Raw genomic sequence first — 20,677 nt, 5'->3', positions numbered from 1 at the left:
GCTATGCAGTGGTTCAATCAATTGCGCGTCACGACCAGGCTGGTTGCCGGATTCCTGGTCGTCGCGGTGATCGGTGCCGTCATGGGCCTGTTGGGCGTCGTCAACATGGGGCGCATGGCCGACTGGACCGGCAGGATCTATCACGGCGACCTGCAGGCGCTCAAGGCCGTGCAGGACGCCAACATCAACCTGGTCTACGCCAGCCGCTCGCAGATCGGCCTGCTGTCCGCGTCGACCATGGGCGAGCGCGCCACCGAGAAGGAGCAGATCGCCAAGTCGCTGGGCGTGATGGACGAGCGCATCCGCAGCGTGGCAGGCGCCTTCTCGTCGACCGCCGAGTCGCAGGCGCTGGTCAAGCAGTACCACGACCTGGCGCCGGCCTTCCGGGCGCGCATGGAGAAGTACGTCGAGCTGGTCAGCAAGCAGCCGCTCGATACCTCGCAGTTCGAGAGCCAGGTGTTCACCGAGAGCACCGACCTGCTCAAGGACAGCCATGCGCTGGAAGCCGTGATGGCCAGGATGGTCAAGCGCCGCGACGACCGCGCCCGCGGCAACATGGAAGAGGCGCAAAGCGTGTATGACGCGACGCGGCTGTGGATGCTGGGCCTGGTGCTGGGCGGCCTGGCGCTCTCGGTGCTGCTGGGCGTGCTCCTGGCACGCGGGCTGTCGCGCCAGCTCGGCGGCGAGCCGGGCTACGCGGCCGAGATCGCGAAGCGCATCGCCGACGGCGACTTCTCCGCGCCGGTGGCTACGCGAGCCGGCGACAAGAGCAGCCTGGTCTATGCCATGCAGCAGATGCAGCAGCAGCTGTCGCACATGGTCCGCGATTTCAAGGAATCGGCCGAATCGATCGGCACCGCCTCGCGTGAAATTGCGGCCGGCAACAACGACCTGTCGCAACGCACCGAGCAGCAGGCCGCGTCGCTGGAAGAGACCGCCTCCAGCATGGAAGAGCTGACCAGCACCGTGCGCCAGAACGCGGATAACGCGCGCCAGGCCAGCGGGCTGGCGGCCAATGCGTCGGAGACCGCGCTGCGCGGCGGCGAGGTGGTCGGCCGCGTGGTGCAGACCATGGACGAGATCAACGATGCATCCAGGAAGATCGTCGACATCATCGGCGTGATCGAGGGCATTGCCTTCCAGACCAACATCCTGGCGCTGAACGCCGCGGTGGAAGCCGCGCGCGCCGGCGAGCAGGGCCGCGGCTTTGCCGTGGTTGCGGGCGAAGTGCGCAGCCTGGCGCAGCGCAGCGCCAACGCGGCCAAGGAGATCAAGGGCCTGATCGGCGATACCGTCGAGCGCGTCGACAACGGCTCGGCGCTGGTGGGCCAGGCCGGCAAGACCATGGACGAGATCGTGCAGGCGGTGAAGCGCGTGACCGACATCATGGGCGAGATCAGCGCGGCCTCGGCCGAGCAGAGCTCAGGCATCGAACAGGTCAACCAGGCCGTGGCGCAGATGGACGAGGTGACGCAGCAGAACGCGGCACTGGTCGAGCAGGCCGCGGCCGCTGCCGGCGCGCTGGAAGAGCAGGCCGGCCGCCTGCAGGGCGCGGTGGCGATGTTCCGCCTGGCGGCGGAGGATGCGCAGGCATCGTTCTCGCTGCCTGCCACGAAGCCAGTTTCCGCTGCGGTGCCAGGCAAGGCGGCGGGGAAGGTGCGCACGCCGGCCATCCACAAGCGTGCGGCCGCTCCGGTTGCGGCAAACGCGGCGGCATCCGCTGAAGCCGATGCCTCGCGCCCCGCCGAGCCGATGGAGCAGAAACAGCCAGTGCATTCGGTCACCACCGCACGCGCGCCGCGCCCCGCGCTGGCCGGCGCCGACAACGGCGACTGGAGCGCGTTCTGATCCACCGGCGCCTTCTACCGGAACCACGGGCCGTGGCGCGGCCCGGGATGGCAATGCTATGACGAGCGAGATCACCCTGGCCCTGCCGCCTGATGACGCGGCCAGGCTGCGCAAGGAATTCGACCAGTTCATCGGCGTCTCGACCGGCCTGGACCGCGAGTTCCTGCCGCCCGAGTTCAACGACTTCCTGCGCGCCAGGCTGCTGCAGCACGATGGCCCGCTGACCGAGCGCGCCGTGAACCGGCTGTTGTCCGGCGGCGAGTACGGCTGGGCCCGGCGCGTGTTCGACAAGCAACTGCCCAACGCGCTGGCGGCGCTGATGCGCGACGCGCAGCGTTTCGGCTTTGGCCTCGCGGTGCAGCCGGACTGGAACGCGGCGCAGCGCCTTGCGCATGCGCGCGAATGGGCCGCGAAGGTGCTGGCCGAATGCGGGGCTGACGCCGCCTTCACCGAAGCGCTTGCGACCCAGGTCGCGGCCTCGGCCGAAGACGTGCGCGCGCTCGAGGAGCGCATGCGCACACCGGCATGGCGGCTGGCCGAAAGCCTGCGCCAGCGTGCCTATGACCTGATGTACGCGCTGCAGACCGACGACAACGAGGCCACGGGCCGTGCGCGCGTCGGCGAACTGCGCGGCATGCTGGGACTGGCGCTCGAATATGGCTCGGTGCAGCCGGAAGAAGCCGCGCGCGTGCTCGAGCAGGTGGAGCGCTCGCGCCCCGCGTTGTTCCGCGACGCGCCCGACGATGTCTTTGCGCGCCTGGCGGCGTGGCTGCGGCGCATGTTCGGCGGTTGAACGCGCGCGTGCCGTGCCGCGGATTTTGGACATGCCGTTTTCGGACAGGGCAGGGCAAGCCACGTGCGCAATGAGCACCCCGCACGCACTTCGTCAATAGAGGAATCCAGCAGGCACCGGGACGGCGTTTCGCGCGTTTGGTTCTTATGACGATTGCGTTACAGCGTTGATCGAAATCAAGCTACGGGACTGTGAAATGTTACAAAATCCGCAGGCCTCATGTATGTTTCGTACGACATTTGCAACCCCCCCGCGTAAGTAGGGATTGGCATTGCGGGCAGATTGCCGATATAAACGTACCAGTCTCACTTACACTCTGTAACACTTGTAACGGGGCTGATAACAGTGTGACAAGGGCGCAGTTTCTTTAGGTCGTACGTTGTACCCGCCCAGCCGCAAATCAACGATCTGGTCGCCGGAGCCCTCGGGCCCGGTAAGCGCCGGACAAGCGGCAACGGTGGGTTTTTGGTAGCGGGGAAAAATTGGAAAGCAGTGAAGTTCTCCAGGAGATCAGGGAGGTTAACCTCGCCTATCTGCTGCTCGCGCAACGACTCGTGCGCGAAAACCAGGTCGAAGCCATGTTTCGGCTCGGGGTCAGCAAGGAAATCGCGGATATCCTCGGCAAGCTGACTTCGGCGCAACTCGTCAAGCTCGCGGCATCCAACATGGTGCTGTGCAGGTTCCGCTTCGACGACCATGCGCTTCTGTCCACTCTCACCCACACGGCCAAGAGCCATGACATGCAGCAGATCCACGCCGCGATCCTGCTTGCTCGCCAGCCTGTGGAGTCACTCAATTGACCGCGCTGCTGAAGGCCGAGCCGAACCGGAGTTTCACGGCCACCTCCACAGCCGCCCGCAAGAGCGTTCTCCAGGATGCCAACCAGACCCAGCTCGCCATCGAGCTGATCGGCCTGGGTGCGCGCCTGCAGGTGCTTGAAGCCGAGACCACGCTGTCGCGCGACCGGCTCATCCGCCTGTACAAGGAACTGCGCGGGGTCTCGCCTCCCAAGGGCATGCTGCCCTTCTCGACGGACTGGTTCACCACCTGGCTGCCGAATATCCACTCGTCGCTGTTCTTCTCTGCCTACCAGTTCATGGTGCAGGAAGGCGAGACCGTGGGCATCCGAGCCGTGGTGGCGGCCTATCGCCTGTACCTCGAGCACGTATCGCTGCTGGGCGGCGAAATTGTCTTAAGTTTCACGCGTGCCTGGACGTTAGTACGGTTCTTCGAGAGCAATATGCTGCAGCTGTCCGGCTGCACGTGTTGCGGCGGACAGTTCGTCACGCACGCGTATGAGCCGCACGCGAACTTCGTGTGCAGCCTGTGCCGTCCGCCCTCGCGCGCAGGGAAAGTGAAAAAGCTCTCGAAAGACGCAGCCGCCGTGCAGACCAACGCCTGATCCTGGTTGAGGTCCGTCGGCCGGCAAGCTTGCAGCGCTGGCGGACGGACCACTCCCCGTTCGCCCGTGCGCGGGCCATTGTGCGTGATTGACGCGCGTTTTTTGACGGGGATCCCATCGTGCTAGTAGTTCTTGGCTATGTCGTCGTGGTTGTCGCGGTGCTTGGCGGTTACGCCATGACCGGCGGCCACATGGGCGCGCTATATCAACCGGCGGAATTCGTCATCATCGGGGGCGCCGCCTTCGGTGCCTTCATCGCCACCAACACCACCAAGGCCATCAAGGCCACCGCCCGCGCCCTGCCGGGCCTGTTCAAGGGCTCCAAGTACAAGAAGGAGCTGTACCTGGACGTCATGTCGCTGCTCTACGTGCTGCTGTCCAAGGCACGACGCGAGGGCATCCTGTTCCTGGAAAAGGAAATCGCGGATCCCGCTTCCAGCAGCGTCTTCAGCCAGTACCCGCGCATCCTGTCGGATCCGGTGGTGATGGAATTCCTCACCGACTACCTGCGCATGATGGTCAACGGCAACATGAACGCCTTCGAGATCGAGGCCCTGATGGACCACGAGATCGAGACCTTCCGCCACGAGGCCGAGATTCCCGCCCATGCGCTGTCGCGCGTCGGCGATGCGCTGCCCGCCTTCGGCATCGTCGCCGCGGTGATGGGCGTGGTGCATGCGCTGGGTTCTGCCGACCTGCCGCCGGCCGAGCTGGGCGCGCTGATCGCGCACGCCATGGTCGGCACCTTCCTGGGCATTCTGCTGGCCTACGGCTTTATCTCGCCGCTGGCCGCGCGCATCGAGCTGCAGGTGTCCGAGAACGTCAAGGTCTACGAGTGCATCAAGGTGGTGCTGCTCGCCTCCCTGAACGGCTACGCCCCGCTGGTCGCGGTGGAATTCGGCCGCAAGGTGCTGTACTCCACGGTGCGGCCGTCGTTCCTCGAGCTCGACGACCACGTGCGCGAAGTCAAGAGCCTGAACTGAGCACGGCAAGGCAGGAGGCACCCCATGAGCAGCGCACATGACATGCGTCCGATCATCGTCCGCCGGGCGAAATCGCACGCCAGGCCGCACGGCAACCACAGCTGGAAGATCGCCTATGCCGACTTTATGACGGCGATGATGGCGCTGTTCCTGGTGCTGTGGCTGCTGTCCAGCGCCAACAAGAAGACGCTGGAAGGCATCGCGGAATATTTCCGCATGCCGCTCAAGGTGGCTGTCGTCGGCGGCGAGAAAAGCAGCCAGTCGCCCAGCGTGATTCCGGGCGGCGGCATGGACGTCATGCGCAAGGACGGCGAGATCATGCGCGCGCGCGACAACGAGCCGAGCGAGGAGCAGCGCCGCAACGAACTGCAGGAAGGGCAGCGCCTGCGCGCGCTCAAGCAGCGCCTGGAGCAGATCATCGAGAACAACCCGATGCTGCGCCAGTTCCGTCCGCAGCTGCTGCTCGATATCACCAGCGAAGGCCTGCGCATCCAGATCCTCGATACGCAGAACCGTCCGATGTTCCGCACCGGCAGCGCCGCCGTCGAAAGCTATATGCGCACCATCCTGCGCGAGATCGGCCCGGTGCTGAACGAGCTGCCGAACAAGGTCAGCCTGTCCGGCCATACCGACGCGGCCAACTATTCCAACGGCGAGCGCACCTACAGCAACTGGGAGCTGTCCAGCGACCGCGCTAATGCCTCGCGCCGCGAACTGATCGCGGGCGGCATGCAGGAGGGCAAGGTGCTGCGCGTGCTGGGCCTGGCCGCGACCATGCCGCTGGACAAGGGCGACCTGCTCGCACCGGTGAACCGCCGCATCAGCATTGTGGTGCTCAACCAGAAGGCGCAGGCGCGCTTCGAGGCCGAGAACGCCAGCGCCGCCGAGGTTTCGGTGTCGGCGCAGGCCGGCAAGGCGGCGCAGGAGATGCAGGCCGGTTTGGCCGCTGCCTCCGCGCCGGCGGCAGCGGCCGCCCCGGAAGCGCAGGGCCGCAAGCCATGACACAGCAAACCACCAGTCGCGGCCGCACCAGCGGCGCCCGCGCCTAGCGCAGTAACCTAGTGAGTCAGGACGCCATGTCTGTCGATATCGATATCACACAGTTTTACCAGACCTTCTTCGAAGAAGCGGAAGAACTGCTCGTGGAAATGGAGCAGCTGCTGCTCGGCCTGGACATCGAGTCTCCCGATGCAGAGCATCTGAACGCGATCTTCCGCGCAGCGCATTCGATCAAGGGCGGAGCCGCCACCTTCGGCTTCGCGGCGCTGACCGAGACCACCCACATCTTCGAGAACCTGCTGGACCGCACGCGCCGGCGGGAACTGGCGTTGACCAGGACCATCATCGACACCTTTCTGGAAACCAAGGACGTGTTGCAAGACCAGCTCAACGCCTACCGCAACGGCACCGAACCCGATCCGCAAACGCTGGCGCGCATCTGCGCCGTGCTGCAGCAGCTCGCGCAGGAAGCCGCCGGCGAGGCGGGCGCACCCGCGGCCGCGCCGGCCCCTGCACCCGCTGCCGCACCGGTAGCGACTCCTGTTGCCGGCGGCGCGCTGAAGATCCGGCTGATCAAGGTCTCGGCCAACGACCAGGCGCTGCTGCGCGAAGAACTCGCCAACCTCGGCGAGATCACCGGGCAGCAGGAGGTCAACGGCGAACTGGTGGTGTGGCTCAACACCCAGTGCAGCGCCGACGACATCATCGCGGTGTGCTGCTTCGTGATCGACATGGACCAGATCGTGATCGAGCCCGCGACCGACGCACCCACGCCGGCACCGGCACCGGCACCTGCGGCAGTGCCCGCGCCGGCTCCGGCCGCGGCCGCCCCGGCAGTGCCTGCTCCCGCCGCACGCGAGAAAGAGAAGGAGAAGGAAAAAGCCAGGCCGGCCCCGGCCGCCGCGCACGGCGAAGGCTCGATCCGCGTGCCGACCGAGAAGGTCGACCAGATCATCAACCTGGTGGGCGAACTGGTGATCACCCAGTCGATGCTGGCGCAGACCGCGTCGTCGCTCGACCCGGTGCTGTTTGACCGCCTGTTTTCCGGAATGGGCCAGCTCGAACGCAACGCGCGCGACCTGCAGGAAGCGGTGATGTCGATCCGCATGATGCCGATGGACTATGTGTTCTCGCGCTTCCCGCGCCTGGTGCGCGACCTGGCCAGCAAGCTCGGCAAGCAGATCGACCTGGTCACCTTCGGCAAGGCCACCGAGCTCGACAAGAGCCTGATCGAACGCATCATCGACCCGCTCACGCACCTGGTGCGCAACAGCCTGGACCACGGCATCGAAACGCCCGACAAGCGCGTCGCCGCCGGCAAGGAGCCGACCGGCCAGCTGGTGCTGTCCGCGCAGCACCACGGCGGCAATATCGTGATCGAAGTGAGCGACGACGGCGGCGGCCTGAACCGCGAGCGCATCCTGGCCAAGGCGATCCAGAACGGCCTGCCGGTGTCCGAGAACATCAGCGACGAGGAAGTCTGGCAGCTGATCTTCGCACCTGGCTTCTCCACCGCCGAAGTCGTCACCGACGTCTCCGGCCGCGGCGTGGGCATGGACGTGGTCAAGCGCAACATCCAGGAGATGGGCGGCCATGTGCAGATCAGCTCGCGCCCGGGCCTGGGCACCACCATCCGCATCGTGCTGCCGCTGACGCTTGCGATCCTGGACGGCATGTCGGTCAAGGTCGGCGACGAGACCTTCATCCTGCCGCTGAACTGCGTGATGGAATCGCTGCAGCCCAAGGCAGAGGACGTGCATACCGCCGCCAACTCTGACCGCGTCATGCACGTGCGCGGCGAATACCTGCCGCTGCTGGAAATGCACCGCGTCTTCAACGTCGCCGGCGCGCTGCAGGAGCCGACGCAGGGCATCGCCGTGATCCTGCAGGCCGAAGGCAAGCGCTTCGCGCTGCTGGTAGACCAGCTGATCGGCCAGCACCAGGTGGTGCTGAAGAACCTGGAAACCAACTACCGCAAGGTGCCGTGCATTTCGGCGGCGACCATCCTCGGCGACGGCAGCGTGGCGCTGATCGTCGATGTCGGCGCGCTGCAGCGCACCGGCGTGCGCCGGCAGGAGCCGGCGCTGGCCTCGTCGTTGGCCTGATCCCCCCGACCCACTACAGGAAGAGAAAACACATCATGGCCGGCATCGGACACATCGATACCCCCGGAAGCGACGCTTCGGGCCAGGAGTTCCTGGTCTTCACGCTGGGCTCGGAGGAATACGGCATCGACATCCTCAAGGTGCAAGAGATCCGCAGCTACGAGACCGTCACGCGCATCGCCAGCGCGCCCGAATTCATCAAGGGCGTGACCAACCTGCGCGGCGTGATCGTGCCGATCGTCGACCTGCGCCTGAAGTTCCGCCTGGGCAACGTGCGCTACGACCACCAGACCGTGGTCATCATCCTCAACGTGGCCAGCCGCGTGGTCGGCATCGTGGTCGATGGCGTGTCGGACGTGCTGACGCTGACCGGCGAGGCGATCAAGCCGGCGCCGGAGTTCGGCGTGTCGATCTCGACCGAGCACCTGACCGGGCTGGGTACCGTCGACGGCCGCATGCTGGTGCTGATCGATATCGAGAAGCTGATGACCAGCCCCGAGATGGCGCTGGTCGAGGCCGAGCTGGCCTGAACCCGGCGCCGCCGCAACCTGAAACGCCACGCCAGCCATGACGCCGTTCCGCACTGCCGCCAGCGCTCCCGCCAGCCTCCAGGGCCTGGCGGGCGCAGTCGCCGCGCCGGTCGCCAACCCGCGGCGCGACGAGATGCGCGACTTCCTGCTGACCGAGCGCGACTTCGAGAAGATCCGCGCGCTGATCCACAAGCGCGCGGGCATTTCGCTGGGCAGCCACAAGCGCGAAATGGTCTACAGCCGCCTGGCGCGCCGCCTGCGCACGCTGCAGCTGGCCGACTTTGCCTCGTACCTGGCGATCCTGGAAGCGGATGACCGCTCGCCCGAGTGGGAGTTCTTTACCAACTCGCTGACGACCAACCTGACTTCGTTCTTCCGCGAATCGCACCATTTCCCGCTGCTGGCCGAGCACGCGAAGAAAATAGGGCGCCCGTACAGCGTGTGGTGCTCCGCGGCGTCCACCGGCGAGGAACCGTACTCGATCGCCATCACACTGGCCGAGGCGCTGGGCGACCGCGCCGCCACCGTGCTGGCCACCGACATCGACACGCAGGTGCTGGCCAAGGCCCGCAGCGGTGTGTATTCGGCCGACCAGGTCGCACGGCTGTCGCCCGAACGGCTCAAGCGCTTCTTCCTGAAGGGCACCGGCCCGCGCGCGGGCTCGGTCAAGGTCAAGCCCGAGCTGGCCGCCACCATCACGTTCGATCCGCTCAACCTGCTCGCGCCCGACTGGGGCATCCGCGAGCAGTTCGATGCGATCTTCTGCCGCAACGTGATGATCTATTTCGACAAGCCGACGCAGGGCCGCATCCTGGAGCGCTTCGTGCCGCTGCTCAAGCCGCACGGCCTGCTCTTCGCCGGCCATTCGGAGAACTTTTCCTACGTCACGCGCGCATTCCAGCTGCGCGGGCAGACTGTCTACGAACTGGCGCCCGATGCCGCCAGGGCGGGAAGGGCCTGATGCGCACGCCCTATCTGCCCGAGGCGCTGGCCACGCGCACCTACTTCGACCGCGAGTTCGGCAAGCAGGCGGTCAAGCTGCTGCCCAACGAGTACTACGTGACGCGCGAGGACGTGGTGCTGACCACCGTGCTGGGGTCGTGCGTGGCCGCGTGCATCCGCGACGAGGTCGCCGGCGTCGGCGGCATGAACCACTTCATGCTGCCCGACGACGAAGGTGGCGGCGCTGGCGCCGACCGCATGCTGTCGCCATCGATGCGCTACGGCAGCTACGCGCTCGAGGTGCTGATCAACGAGCTGCTCAAGATGGGCGCGCGGCGCGAGCGGCTGGAGGCCAAGGTCTTCGGCGGCGGTGCGGTGCTGGCCAACATGACCACGCTGAACATCGGCGACCGCAACGCGGATTTCGTGCTGCGCTACCTCAAGGCCGAAGAGATCCGTGTGGCGGCGCAGGACCTGCGCGGCCCGCATGCGCGCCGCGTCAGCTATTTCCCGATCGGCGGGCTGGCGCTGGTGCGCCGCCTGACGCGGCAGGACGACGAGGTCTCGGTGGCGCGCGACGAACGCGCGCTGGCACGGGCCATCGCCACCTCGGCCAGGACCCCGGCGCGCGCGCCGGAGCGCACCCCCGAACTGTTTGCGCGGCAGTCTCCCACGCGCCAGCTTCCCTGACCCAACCGAGCACGAATTCCTATGACTGCCGCCAAGATCAAGGTGCTCTGCGTGGACGATTCCGCGCTGATCCGCAGCCTGATGACGGAGATCATCAACAGCCAGCCCGACATGGAAGTGGTTGGCACCGCGCCCGACCCGCTGGTGGCGCGCGACCTGATCAAGCGCCTGAACCCGGACGTGCTGACGCTGGACGTCGAAATGCCGCGCATGGACGGGCTGGATTTCCTTGAGCGCCTGATGCGGCTGCGGCCGATGCCGGTGCTGATGGTGTCGTCGCTGACCGAGCGCGGCTCGGAAATCACCATGCGCGCGCTGGAACTGGGCGCAGTGGATTTCGTCACCAAGCCCAAGCTCGGTATCCGCGACGGGCTGATCGAATACACCGACACCATTGCCGACAAGCTGCGTGCCGCATCGCGCGCGCGGGTGCGTGCGGCCGCGCAACCCGCGGCAGGCGTCGCTGCCCCCGCGCCGATTCTGCGCAGCCCGCTACTGTCGACCGAGAAGCTGATCATCCTTGGCGCCTCCACCGGCGGCACCGAGGCGATCAAGGAATTCCTGATGCCGCTGCCGCCCGACAGCCCCGCGGTGATGATCGTGCAGCATATGCCGGCCGGCTTCACGCGCTCGTTCGCGCAGCGCCTGGACGGGCTGTGCCGGGTCACCGTGAAGGAAGCCGAGCACGGCGAACGCGTGCTGCCGGGCCATGCGTACATCGCGCCGGGCGACTCGCACCTGCGCCTGGCGCGCAGCGGCGCCAACTATGTCGCGCACCTGTCGCAGGAAGCGCCGGTCAACCGCCACCGGCCCTCGGTCGACGTGCTGTTCGATTCCGCCGCCGAGCATGGCGGCAAGAACGTGATCGGCGTGATCCTGACCGGCATGGGCAAGGACGGCGCGCGCGGCATGCTGCGCATGCGCGAGGCCGGCGCCTATAACCTGGCGCAGGACGAGCACACCTGCATCGTGTTTGGCATGCCGAAGGAGGCGATCGCCACCGGCGGCGTGCATGAAATCGTGCCCTTGCCGGCGATGACCCAGCGCGTGATGGCGCGCCTGGCCACGTACGGCACGCGCGCGCAACGGGTCTAGTCGAGCCGGCAAGCCGAAACAACAAAGCCGGACCAACAAGCCATAACTGCATTTACCTGGAGCCCTCAAAGTGGACAAGAACATCAAGATCCTGGTCGTGGACGATTTCCCGACCATGCGCCGGATCATCCGCAACCTGCTCAAGGAGCTGGGATTCGTCAACGTCGAGGAAGCCGAGGACGGCGCCGCCGGCCTGGAGAAGGCCCGGGACGGCAGCTTCCAGTTCGTGATCTCGGACTGGAACATGCCTAACATGGACGGCCTGTCGATGCTGCAGGCGATCCGCGCCGACGCGAACATCGGCAAGATGCCGGTGCTGATGGTGACGGCCGAGGCCAAGAAGGAAAACATCATCGCCGCGGCCCAGGCCGGCGCCAACGGCTATGTGGTCAAGCCGTTCACGGCCGCCACGCTGGACGAGAAGATCACCAAGATCTTCGAGAAGCTCGCCGGTTGATCAAGAGGAGCCTTTGCCATGACTCCGACGCTGAGCAACGATTCGGCCGAGCAACTGATCCTGCGCATCGGCAACCTGACGCGGATGCTGCGCGACAATATGCGCGAGCTCGGCCTGGACAAGGAGATCGAGCGCGCCGCGCAGGCCATTCCCGACGCGCGCGACCGGCTCAACTACATCGCGGCGATGACCGAGCAGGCCGCCGAGCGCACGCTGAACGCGGTCGAACTGGCGCAGCCGATCCAGTCCGGCATCGAGCAGCAGGCCGAGACCCTGGACAAGCGCTGGGAGGCGTGGTTCGAGAAGCCGGTGGAGTTGGCCGACGCCCGCTCGCTGGTGCTCGACACGCGCGCCTTCCTGTCCGAGGTGCCGGGCCAGGCCCGCGCCACCAACAGCCACCTGCTCGACATCATGATGGCGCAGGACTTCCAGGACCTGACCGGGCAGGTGATCAAGAAGATGATGGACATGATCCGAACGCTGGAGCAGGAACTGCTGCAGGTGCTGATCGACAATGTCCCGTCCGAGCGCCGCGTGGAAGCGCAGGCGCCGTCGACGCTGCTCAACGGACCGCAGGTGAATCCGGAGGGCAAGGCCGACGTGGTGTCGGACCAGTCGCAGGTGGATGATCTGCTGGCTAGTTTGGGCTTCTGACGTTTCGTTTGGGCGCGCCTTTAAGAGTTTGCCCATACCCGCGCTTGCTGCCCCAGTTCCCGTTGGGTTCGTCGTTGCGCCGTGGCGACCGGGTTTAGCAGCCTGAGTGAGAAAGTTGGCCGACCGCCTTCTGGCGGTATCCTTACATCCGCCGTGTCTGCGCACGCCTCTTCCATGCGCGGGCCATGGCGGGGGAGCCCTCGGGCTCGCCGGCTCCTTCTCACCGGTCTGCTAACCCTGCCTTGCGCCTGCCCACCCCGATTAGCAGCGGGGTAGCGGGACTCAACCTGTAGGTCGGTGCTGTTTGGGGCCCCGAACGAATGCCCGCGGTGCCAACCTTCCTTTCTTGCCGATCAGTACGAGAACTCCCGCGGCTTTATGGTTCCTCTGAGGGAAGTCAAAGGCCTTGGCGCCCTCTTCTGATGTGCCAACCCGCACCGACCGACACATCACTCACGGCGCCGGCGATGCCAGCGGCTTCCCTTTCTCGACCACGTACACGCCCACCACCCGCGCCGCCGTGCCACCATTGTTGTGGGCGTCATGCACCACGCCGGCCGGCACCACGAACGACTCTCCGGCCTTAATGGTGCGCGGCGACTGGCCGTCGATCAGGAGTTGCACCTCGCCGTCCATGACGTAGCTGATCTCGTCTCCAGGATGCGTATGCCGCCCCGCATAGGTGCCTGGCGCCACCTCCACGCGCGCGACCACGGCTTCGCGACCCGGCACGGATACATCGGCCCGGCCGACCACGGTGCGGGTCAGTCCCGAACCCTGCGCCAGCGCGCTGCCTGTCATCAGCGCCACGATGCTCAAAATGACCAGATTCTTGTAGTGCATGATTTCTCCTCGAAATTATTTATCTTTTCCAGAGATGACTGCCCCGTCTGGTCCCCGCCGACATTCATGCTGGCAGGCTGTTACTACGTCAGCGCCCCTGCTTCTGGTAGGTCCCGATCAGTTCGGCATGGGCCAGTATGTGCCCCCGCATCGCCTGTTCCAGCGCCGCCTTGTCGGGCTTGCCGAGATCCGGCAGCACGACGTCCAGGGCATATAGCTTGTGGAAATACCGGTGCCGGCCAATTGGAGGACACGGCCCGCCGTAATCGGCACGGTGCCAGTCGTTCAAACCTTCGCGAGCGCCCGGCGGCAAGCTATGCCGGCTCATGCCCTGCGCAAGCGAGCCGGCCTTCGGCGGCAGGTTGTACACGACCCAATGGACCCATGTCATTTGCGGTGACGCCGGGTCCGGGGCATCCGGGTCGTCGACAATCAGGACCAGGCTGGCAGTGGAGGGTGGCAACCCAGACCAAGCCAGTGGCGGTGACACATCGGTGCCTTCGCACGTGTGCACGGTGGGGATCTCCCCGCCTTGGGCAAACGCGGGGGATGTCAGTATGAGCGGCATCGATGGCCTCTGCTGGGCAAGTAGCGTTGGTCCGAACAGCATGGCCGCTAAGGCCAGCCACCTCGGTAGAAGTGCCAATCGCACCATATCTGCCTCCGCCGGCGCATGACGGCTGTTCCAACTTAGCCCGGATTCAATCCCTGTACAAGGGACCGTGCAGCTTTCCGAAGCCGGCGGCTGACATTCGCGCGCGGATTCCCCTGTCTTGGGACATCTGATACGTGCAGGCCTGGCAAGCGCTTGCTATCAGACTCACACGATCTTGTGCAAGCCGATCATGCGAACGCCTTGTGATACGCGTTGAGTGCGGGCGCGCCGCCCAGATGCACGTACAGCACGTTCGTTCCCTTCGGAATCTCACCCGCCTGCGCCATCGCGATCAGGCCCGCCATGGATTTGCCCTCGTACACCGGATCGGTGAGCATCGCCTCAAGCCGCGCTGCCGTGCGGATCGCATCGATCGTCCGATCGTCGGGCAGGCCATAGTCCGGGCCCGCGAAACGCGGATCGACGATCACGTCGGCGTCGTCGATCGGCTTGCGGATGCCGATCAGTTCCGCAGTCTGCCGCGCGCTCTTTGTCACGGCGCGGCGGGTCATCGCCTCGTTGCAAGCGGTATCGATGCCAATCAGGCGGCGCGGCCTGTCCTGCGCCTTGAACCCAGCGACCATGCCGCCCTGTGTCGAGCCGGTGCAGGTCGCGGTAATCACGGTGTCGAAGAACATGCCCATTTCCTGTTCCTGGCGCGCAAGTTCCTCGGTGAAGTTCGCATAGCCAAGGCCACCAAGGGGATGGTCGGATGCACCCGCCGGAATCGCATAAGGCTTGCCGCCTTCCCGGCGCACCTGCTCGAGGGCGCGCGACCAGGTCTCCTTCACCTCGGTCGAGTAGCCCTCGCCCTCCAGCAGCGTCTCGGCGCCCATCAGCCGCGACAGCAGGATATTGCCGACCTTGTCGTAGACCGGATCGTCCCAGTGTGTCCACTCCTCCTGCACCAGCCGGCAGCGCATGCCGAGCACCGCCGCGACGGCCGCAACCTGGCGCGTGTGATTCGACTGAATGTTTCCGATGGAAACGAGCGTGTCGGCGCCTTTTTTCACTGCGTCAGCGGCGAGCCACTCGAGCTTGCGAATCTTGTTGCCGCCAAACGCGAGCCCGGACGACACATCGTCGCGCTTTGCCCACACCGAAATGCCGAGCACATCGGACAGGCGATTGAGCCGATGAATCGGCGATGGGAAGAAGCCAAGCGAGATGTGGCCGAAGCGATGCTCGAGATCAAGTGCCATGGCGGGCTCCCTGTCGAGGAACGGGGAAAGATTGACTCTAGATTAGGTCCAAAAGGCCGAGACATTGGAGCGTGGCGCGCATACACCTGGGCGCCTCGCCAGGGTCGAATCGGAATTCAAATGCGCCCTCGCTCTGGACGGAATGTTGAGGTGCAAACATCACATTCGAACGAGCTGCTTCGGCGCCGTCGAACGGCGCCTTATGGCCCGATTCCGGTCGGACGAGAAGGCGATCGCCGGCGCTTTTGTCGTTCGAGTCGTTAGATTCTAGAAGGCCAGGTATCAGTGGCCTCGCATGATTGGCCTATAGGCCTGCTCCTGACTACCCTACTGGAACACCAGCGTGCCCAGCGATTGCCCATTGATATTGAACATCGTGGATCTGGACGAAACAAAGCTGATGTTGCCGCTGGTGTCGATGCGGAATATGGTCTCATCCTCGGCGATGCGGGCATTGCTGTTGTCGAACACCTTGTCGAGCAAGGTCAAGAGCAGGCTGCTTCCGGTATCGGCGGCAACGCTATAGGACTCGGTAAGTGTTCCCACCTTCGTGGCCTGTGTGCTGTCCGAGTAAATCGTGGCGCTTGCCAGAGGTCCCGAGTCGCCGGCCTTCACTGTCGGTGGAATCGTATAGTCGGCGAACACCACAAAGGCATCCCCCTCGTCGATCACCATCACGGCATAGGTAACGGTATTGCGGGAGATGGTCCTGGTGTTCGAGAACGGCATCGAATTACCATTTGCGACAACCGTGCCGCTGACGGTTTCAGTGGTCCTCAATACCGAAGTGTTATTCAGAGAGGTCGCAACGAAAGGGGTTGCGGTCAGGGTTCCGGAGCCTGATACCGGCACATTCTCTACCGTGCCGGAAATCGAGAAACTTGCGGTCAGTCCATTCGCCGCCAGACTTGCCATGGCTGTGCTGAGCGGCACCGTCAGAGGCTGCACCGGCGTGGTGGCTGCTTCGTTGCTGTCGTTGTCGTCGCCGCCGCAGCCGCCGAGAAAGAATGAAATTGCAAGCACAAGAAGGAATCTCCCGGACATCGCAGTCTCCTGGCCGAAGTGCCCCGGATTCGAAACCTGTCTTGGCATGCGACCCGGCGGAACGGGTAGGGCATGGCGCAAACCCGCAATCTTTCCATACCCGCAACCCATGCAAAATGCCCTGCTGTTCGGCAGGCTTGGCGCGCGAGCCCGTCACCCCAAATAAGCCGCAACAAAGATGCCAACACTGCCGGATGTGTTGTTTTTATTATGTTATGGCAGACATATAGATTCGAGGCGCTGGTGAAATCGGTGCAATCTGTTTCGTTCGAGATACAGGCCGGAAGCTGTCAGGCGTATGCCCTCATCCGGACGCCGCGATGGGCGAACTCAGGGTCGTCATGTCATTCACCGGCTGGCGGGATCTTCAGTTCAAGTGACTCCATTTCCAACTCCACCCAACTGCCACACATCGATGGCGGACGCGACAAGACTCAATGCTGTGCGCACTCCATGCAGCCTGGCCCATTTCTGCAAGAGTTCCCGGGTCTCCACCGACGATAGATCGCGATCCGGCTCGAGAATCTTGTGGTTGATGGGCATTACGACGAGCAAGGTGTACGGCACGACAGATCCGATCAGTAGCGCGGCAGCAAACCACCAGATACTGGCGCCCAAAAGCCATGCCATCACTCCGCTCAGTAAGCTGACCAGCGCCAATGGAGCCTGCATGAGCGTGGCGCGCTTATAGCTGGGCGCCCACTGCTGTGCCGCGGACCTTGTCTCAAGCACCATTCTTGCGGGATGCTCAACCACGTTGATATACAAGGCGGCCCCGGCGAAGAGCATCGCAGCGAACGCGGCAATCATTTGCAGTGCGTGGTTCATCACACCCTCCGTGAAGCCTACCTCCAATTATGGTGAAGAACCCGAGAGGCCCCACAGGGAGTTCGTAAGGCATTGGAAGGCTTCCGGCGTTTTGCGCGCGACTGGCAGGTTCGCTGACGATGCCTGATGGACAAGCACAGCGCTCACCCACAGGAGTGCGTCCACGACGGGCGGTGGCTTGTTTCAAGGCACTCGCCGGTCGACGGCCACTCCAGATTTCCCTAAAGTCTCCCAACCCCCCGCCGTTAATCCCCCAAGTCCCCCGATTTCCCAAACAACACCCAAATCCCCCGCCTTTTCCCATGAATGGGAAGCCCCCCACGCTTCGATAATCCGTGCTGACGAATAGCGGTCTGCCGCTTCGCACGGAGCGTGGATGTCCGAAGAAAGCGATCTCGAGAAAACCGAACCCGCCTCACCCCGGCGCCTGGAAAAGGCGCGCGAGGAGGGGCAGGTGGTGCGTTCGCGCGAGCTGGCCACGTTCATCATGCTGATCGCCGGCGTCCTCGGCCTGTGGACGCTGGGCGGCCACATGGGCCGCAGCCTCAATCAGGTCATGCAGGGCGCGCTGCGCTTCGAGCGGGAAACCGCCTTTGATACCTCGCGCATGCTGTCGCGCTTCGTGCTGATGGTGTGGGACAGCCTGCTCGCCTTCCTGCCGCTGCTGCTGCTGTTCGGCGTTGCCGCACTGGCCGCGCCGCTGATGCTGGGCGGCTGGGTGTTCTCGGCCAAGTCGTTCGCGCCGCAGTTCTCGCGCATGTCGCCGATGGCCGGATTGGGCCGCCTGTTCTCCGCGCATTCCCTGGTGGAGTTGCTCAAGGCGGTGGCCAAGTCGCTGCTGGTCGGCGCGGTCGGCGCCTGGGTGCTGTGGCAGCGCCTGCCTGAGGCGATCGCGCTGATGAACGCACCGGTCCAGGAAGCGCTGCTGCACATGGTCGACCTGGTGCTGTACTGCTGCCTGGTGGTGTCGCTGTCGCTGCTGGTGGTGGCGGCCATCGACGTGCCCTGGCAGTACTGGGAGTTCTTCAAGAAGCTGCGCATGACCAAGGAAGAGGTCAAGCAGGAATTCAAGGAGAGCGAGGGCGATCCGCATATCAAGAACCGCATCCGCCAGCAGCAGCGCGCCATGGCCCGCCGCCGCATGATGACCGAGGTGCCCAAGGCCGACGTGGTGGTGACCAACCCCACGCACTTCGCCGTGGCGCTGCGCTATGAAGAGGGCCGCATGGGCGCGCCGCGCGTGGTGGCCAAGGGCACCGGCGAAGTCGCCGCGCGCATCCGCGCGCTGGCCGCCGAGCACCGCGTGCCGCTGATGTCGGCGCCGCCGCTGGCGCGCGCGCTGCACCGCCACGTGGAGCTGGGCCACGAGATTCCCGCCGGACTCTATACCGCCGTGGCCGAAGTGCTGGCCTGGGTCTACCAACTGAAGCACTGGCACTACTCGCAGGGCCCGCAGCCGCAGGCGCCGTCGGACCTGCTGGTGCCTGATGAACTCGCCGTACCGGAAAGCCGCGAATGAATGCTCTGAGCTCATTGCTGAACCTGCCTGGCCTGCGCTCGGCCGGCCAGATGAAGGCCTTCACCGGGCCGCTGCTGATCATCATGATCCTGGGGATGATGATCCTGCCGCTGCCGGCCTTCGTGCTGGATCTGCTGTTCACCTTCAATATCGCGCTGGCGATCATGGTGCTGCTGGTCAGCATGTACACGCAGAAGCCGCTGGACTTTGCCGCGTTCCCCGCGGTGCTGCTGTTTACCACGCTGCTGCGCCTGTCGCTGAATGTCGCCTCCACCCGCGTGGTGCTGCTCGAAGGCCATACCGGCCCGGACGCCGCCGGCAAAGTGGTGGAAGCGTTCGGCCACTTCCTGGTGGGCGGCAACTTCGCGGTCGGCATCGTGGTGTTCGCAATCCTGGTTGTGATCAACTTCATGGTCATCACCAAGGGCGCGGGCCGGATTGCCGAGGTGGGCGCGCGCTTCATGCTGGACTCGATGCCCGGCAAGCAGATGTCGATCGATGCCGACCTCAACGCCGGCCTGATCGACGAAGCGGCGGCCAAGAAGCGCCGCGCCGAAGTGGCGCAGGAATCCGACTTCTACGGCGCCATGGACGGTGCCAGCAAGTTCGTGCGCGGTGACGCCGTGGCGGGCCTGATCATCATGTTCATCAACGTCGCCGCGGGCATGGTGGTGGGCATGGTGCAGCACGACCTGGACTTCGGCACCGCAGTGCACAACTACACGCTGCTGACCATCGGCGACGGCCTGGTCGCGCAGATCCCGGCGCTGGTGATCTCCACCGCGGCCGGCGTGATCGTGTCGCGCGTGGCCAATGAGCAGGATGTCGGCGAACAGCTGACCGGGCAGCTGTTCTCCAACCCGCGCGTGTTGTACCTGACCGCCGGCATCATGGGGCTGATGGGCATCATCCCGGGCATGCCGCATTTCGCCTTCCTGCTGCTGTCCGGCGCGCTGGTCTGGATGGGCCGCTACCTGTCGCGCAAGGCGGCGACGCAGCAGCAGGTCAGGCAGCGCGAGGAACGCGCGCCCGCTGTCGCGCAGGAGTCGACCGAAGCCAGCTGGGACGACGTCTCGCTGGTCGACCCGCTTGGCATGGAAGTGGGCTATCGCCTGATCACGCTGGTCGACCGCGCGCAGGACGGCGAACTGCTCGGCCGCATCAAGAGCATCCGCAAGAAGGTGGCGCAGGAAATCGGCTTCCTGGTGCCGGTGGTGCATATCCGCGACAACCTGGAACTCAAGCCCAACGCCTACCGCATCACGCTCAAGGGCGTCGAGATCGGCCGCGGCGAAGCCATGCCGGGGCAATGGATGGCGATCAACCCGGGCCAGGTCAGCGGCACGCTGCCGGGCGCGGCCACGCGCGATCCCGCCTTCGGCCTGCCGGCGGTATGGATCGACGCGGGCATCAAGGAGCAGGCGCAGTCCTACGGCTACACCGTGGTCGATGCCAGCACCGTGGTCGCCACGCACCTGAATCACCTGATCCACATGCATGCGGCCGAGCTGCTCGGCCGCCAGGAAGTGCAGGCGCTGCTGGACCGCATCGCCAGGGACGCGCCCAAGCTGACCGAAGACCTGGTGCCCAAGACCATCTCGCTGACGGCGCTGCAGAAGATCCTGCAGAACCTGCTCGACGAAGGCGTGGCGATCCGCGACATGCGCACCATCCTCGACGTGGTGGCCGAGCATGCGCCCAAGATCAGCGATCCGAACGAACTGACCGCGATGGTGCGCGTGGCCATGGGCCGCGCCATCACGCAGCAGCTGTTCCCCAACAACGCCGACCTGCAGGTGATCGGCCTCGACGCCGGCCTCGAGCGGGTGCTGTCGCAGGCGCTGACCAACGGCGGCGGCATCGAGCCGGGCCTGGCCGATGCGCTGCTGCAGCAGACCCAGGGCGCGGTCACGCGCCAGGAGCAGATGGGGCTGGACCCGGTGCTGCTGGTGCCGTCGCAGCTGCGCCCGCTGATGGCGCGCTTCCTGCGCCGCACGCTGCCGCAGCTGCGGGTGCTGTCGCATGCCGAAGTGCCTGACAACCGCAATATCCGCATCACCGCCATGATCGGCGCGTGAGCGATCACCC

Annotated in this window: 20 protein-coding genes; 15 read left to right on the top strand and 5 right to left on the bottom strand. The window is 65.3% G+C overall.

Features of this window, described 5'->3' with window-relative positions:
- Positions 1 to 3 precede the first annotated feature (3 nt).
- From ACAD63_RS31640 to cheZ, 13 genes are all read left to right on the top strand, one after another.
- Positions 4 to 1,848 carry a methyl-accepting chemotaxis protein gene (locus ACAD63_RS31640; RefSeq protein WP_135703480.1) on the top strand — a complete coding sequence of 615 codons (1,845 nt, stop codon included), beginning with the start codon at positions 4 to 6 and terminating at the stop codon, positions 1,846 to 1,848.
- A 58-nt stretch (positions 1,849 to 1,906) separates the two neighbouring features.
- Positions 1,907 to 2,641 carry a DUF4088 family protein gene (locus tag ACAD63_RS31635; protein ID WP_135703481.1) on the top strand — a complete coding sequence of 245 codons (735 nt, stop codon included), beginning with the start codon at positions 1,907 to 1,909 and terminating at the stop codon, positions 2,639 to 2,641.
- A 482-nt stretch (positions 2,642 to 3,123) separates the two neighbouring features.
- Positions 3,124 to 3,441 (top strand): flagellar transcriptional regulator FlhD, encoded by a 318-nt coding sequence (flhD, locus tag ACAD63_RS31630; protein WP_022537455.1) that lies wholly within the window; start codon positions 3,124 to 3,126, stop codon positions 3,439 to 3,441.
- Positions 3,438 to 4,043, top strand: a complete 606-nt coding sequence (gene flhC, locus ACAD63_RS31625) for a flagellar transcriptional regulator FlhC (RefSeq protein ID WP_133095423.1) — start codon at positions 3,438 to 3,440, stop codon at positions 4,041 to 4,043. Before flhD ends, flhC begins: the two co-directional genes overlap by 4 nt.
- Positions 4,044 to 4,162: 119 nt before the next feature.
- On the top strand, positions 4,163 to 5,026 hold the full coding sequence (gene motA / locus ACAD63_RS31620) for a flagellar motor stator protein MotA (protein ID WP_063241017.1): 864 nt from the start codon (positions 4,163 to 4,165) through the stop codon (positions 5,024 to 5,026).
- A 24-nt stretch (positions 5,027 to 5,050) separates the two neighbouring features.
- Positions 5,051 to 6,028 (top strand): flagellar motor protein MotB, encoded by a 978-nt coding sequence (gene motB, locus ACAD63_RS31615; protein WP_133095422.1) that lies wholly within the window; start codon positions 5,051 to 5,053, stop codon positions 6,026 to 6,028.
- Positions 6,029 to 6,102: 74 nt separating this feature from the next.
- Complete coding sequence (gene cheA / locus ACAD63_RS31610; RefSeq protein WP_195427994.1) at positions 6,103 to 8,130, top strand: chemotaxis protein CheA; 2,028 nt, start codon at positions 6,103 to 6,105, stop codon at positions 8,128 to 8,130.
- Positions 8,131 to 8,165: 35 nt separating this feature from the next.
- On the top strand, positions 8,166 to 8,660 hold the full coding sequence (locus ACAD63_RS31605) for a chemotaxis protein CheW (RefSeq protein WP_133095420.1): 495 nt from the start codon (positions 8,166 to 8,168) through the stop codon (positions 8,658 to 8,660).
- A gap of 37 nt (positions 8,661 to 8,697) precedes the next feature.
- A complete protein-coding gene (locus ACAD63_RS31600) occupies positions 8,698 to 9,621 on the top strand; it encodes a CheR family methyltransferase (RefSeq protein WP_195427993.1) in 924 nt (307 codons plus the stop codon).
- A complete protein-coding gene (gene cheD / locus ACAD63_RS31595; protein ID WP_133095419.1) occupies positions 9,621 to 10,292 on the top strand; it encodes a chemoreceptor glutamine deamidase CheD in 672 nt (223 codons plus the stop codon). Before ACAD63_RS31600 ends, cheD begins: the two co-directional genes overlap by 1 nt.
- 21 nt (positions 10,293 to 10,313) lie before the next feature.
- Entirely contained in the window at positions 10,314 to 11,387 is a 1,074-nt protein-coding gene (locus tag ACAD63_RS31590) for a protein-glutamate methylesterase/protein-glutamine glutaminase (RefSeq protein WP_135703483.1), read from the top strand.
- 70 nt (positions 11,388 to 11,457) lie between these two features.
- Positions 11,458 to 11,844 carry a chemotaxis response regulator CheY gene (gene cheY, locus ACAD63_RS31585; RefSeq protein ID WP_133095417.1) on the top strand — a complete coding sequence of 129 codons (387 nt, stop codon included), beginning with the start codon at positions 11,458 to 11,460 and terminating at the stop codon, positions 11,842 to 11,844.
- An 18-nt stretch (positions 11,845 to 11,862) separates the two neighbouring features.
- On the top strand, positions 11,863 to 12,498 hold the full coding sequence (gene cheZ, locus ACAD63_RS31580; protein WP_135703484.1) for a protein phosphatase CheZ: 636 nt from the start codon (positions 11,863 to 11,865) through the stop codon (positions 12,496 to 12,498).
- A 453-nt stretch (positions 12,499 to 12,951) separates the two neighbouring features.
- Here cheZ and ACAD63_RS31575 read toward each other — a convergent pair whose 3' ends face one another.
- The 5 genes from ACAD63_RS31575 to ACAD63_RS31555 all read right to left on the bottom strand — a co-directional run bounded on the left by ACAD63_RS31575 (position 12,952) and on the right by ACAD63_RS31555 (position 17,070).
- Positions 12,952 to 13,341: a cupin domain-containing protein gene (locus ACAD63_RS31575; RefSeq protein WP_135703485.1), complete on the bottom strand. Its 390-nt coding sequence runs from the start codon at positions 13,339 to 13,341 to the stop codon at positions 12,952 to 12,954.
- 88 nt (positions 13,342 to 13,429) lie between these two features.
- Positions 13,430 to 13,909 (bottom strand): YbhB/YbcL family Raf kinase inhibitor-like protein, encoded by a 480-nt coding sequence (locus ACAD63_RS31570; RefSeq protein ID WP_135703486.1) that lies wholly within the window; start codon positions 13,907 to 13,909, stop codon positions 13,430 to 13,432.
- 275 nt (positions 13,910 to 14,184) lie between these two features.
- A complete protein-coding gene (locus tag ACAD63_RS31565) occupies positions 14,185 to 15,198 on the bottom strand; it encodes a 1-aminocyclopropane-1-carboxylate deaminase (RefSeq protein ID WP_195427992.1) in 1,014 nt (337 codons plus the stop codon).
- A gap of 327 nt (positions 15,199 to 15,525) precedes the next feature.
- A complete protein-coding gene (locus ACAD63_RS31560) occupies positions 15,526 to 16,242 on the bottom strand; it encodes a hypothetical protein (protein ID WP_135703488.1) in 717 nt (238 codons plus the stop codon).
- Between the two features lie 372 nt (positions 16,243 to 16,614).
- On the bottom strand, positions 16,615 to 17,070 hold the full coding sequence (locus ACAD63_RS31555) for a DUF1772 domain-containing protein (RefSeq protein ID WP_135703489.1): 456 nt from the start codon (positions 17,068 to 17,070) through the stop codon (positions 16,615 to 16,617).
- Between the two features lie 376 nt (positions 17,071 to 17,446).
- Here ACAD63_RS31555 and flhB point away from each other — a divergent pair, with 376 nt between their 5' ends.
- Both flhB and flhA read left to right on the top strand, forming a co-directional pair.
- On the top strand, positions 17,447 to 18,589 hold the full coding sequence (gene flhB, locus ACAD63_RS31550) for a flagellar biosynthesis protein FlhB (RefSeq protein WP_135703490.1): 1,143 nt from the start codon (positions 17,447 to 17,449) through the stop codon (positions 18,587 to 18,589).
- Positions 18,586 to 20,667 carry a flagellar biosynthesis protein FlhA gene (flhA, locus tag ACAD63_RS31545; RefSeq protein WP_135703491.1) on the top strand — a complete coding sequence of 694 codons (2,082 nt, stop codon included), beginning with the start codon at positions 18,586 to 18,588 and terminating at the stop codon, positions 20,665 to 20,667. Before flhB ends, flhA begins: the two co-directional genes overlap by 4 nt.
- Positions 20,668 to 20,677 lie beyond the last annotated feature (10 nt).

Source organism: Cupriavidus sp. a3 (assembly GCF_051015765.1).
GTDB lineage: Bacteria > Pseudomonadota > Gammaproteobacteria > Burkholderiales > Burkholderiaceae > Cupriavidus > Cupriavidus oxalaticus_A.
Note: the sequence above shows the minus strand (reverse complement) of the source record. Positions and strands in the feature narration are given on the sequence as shown.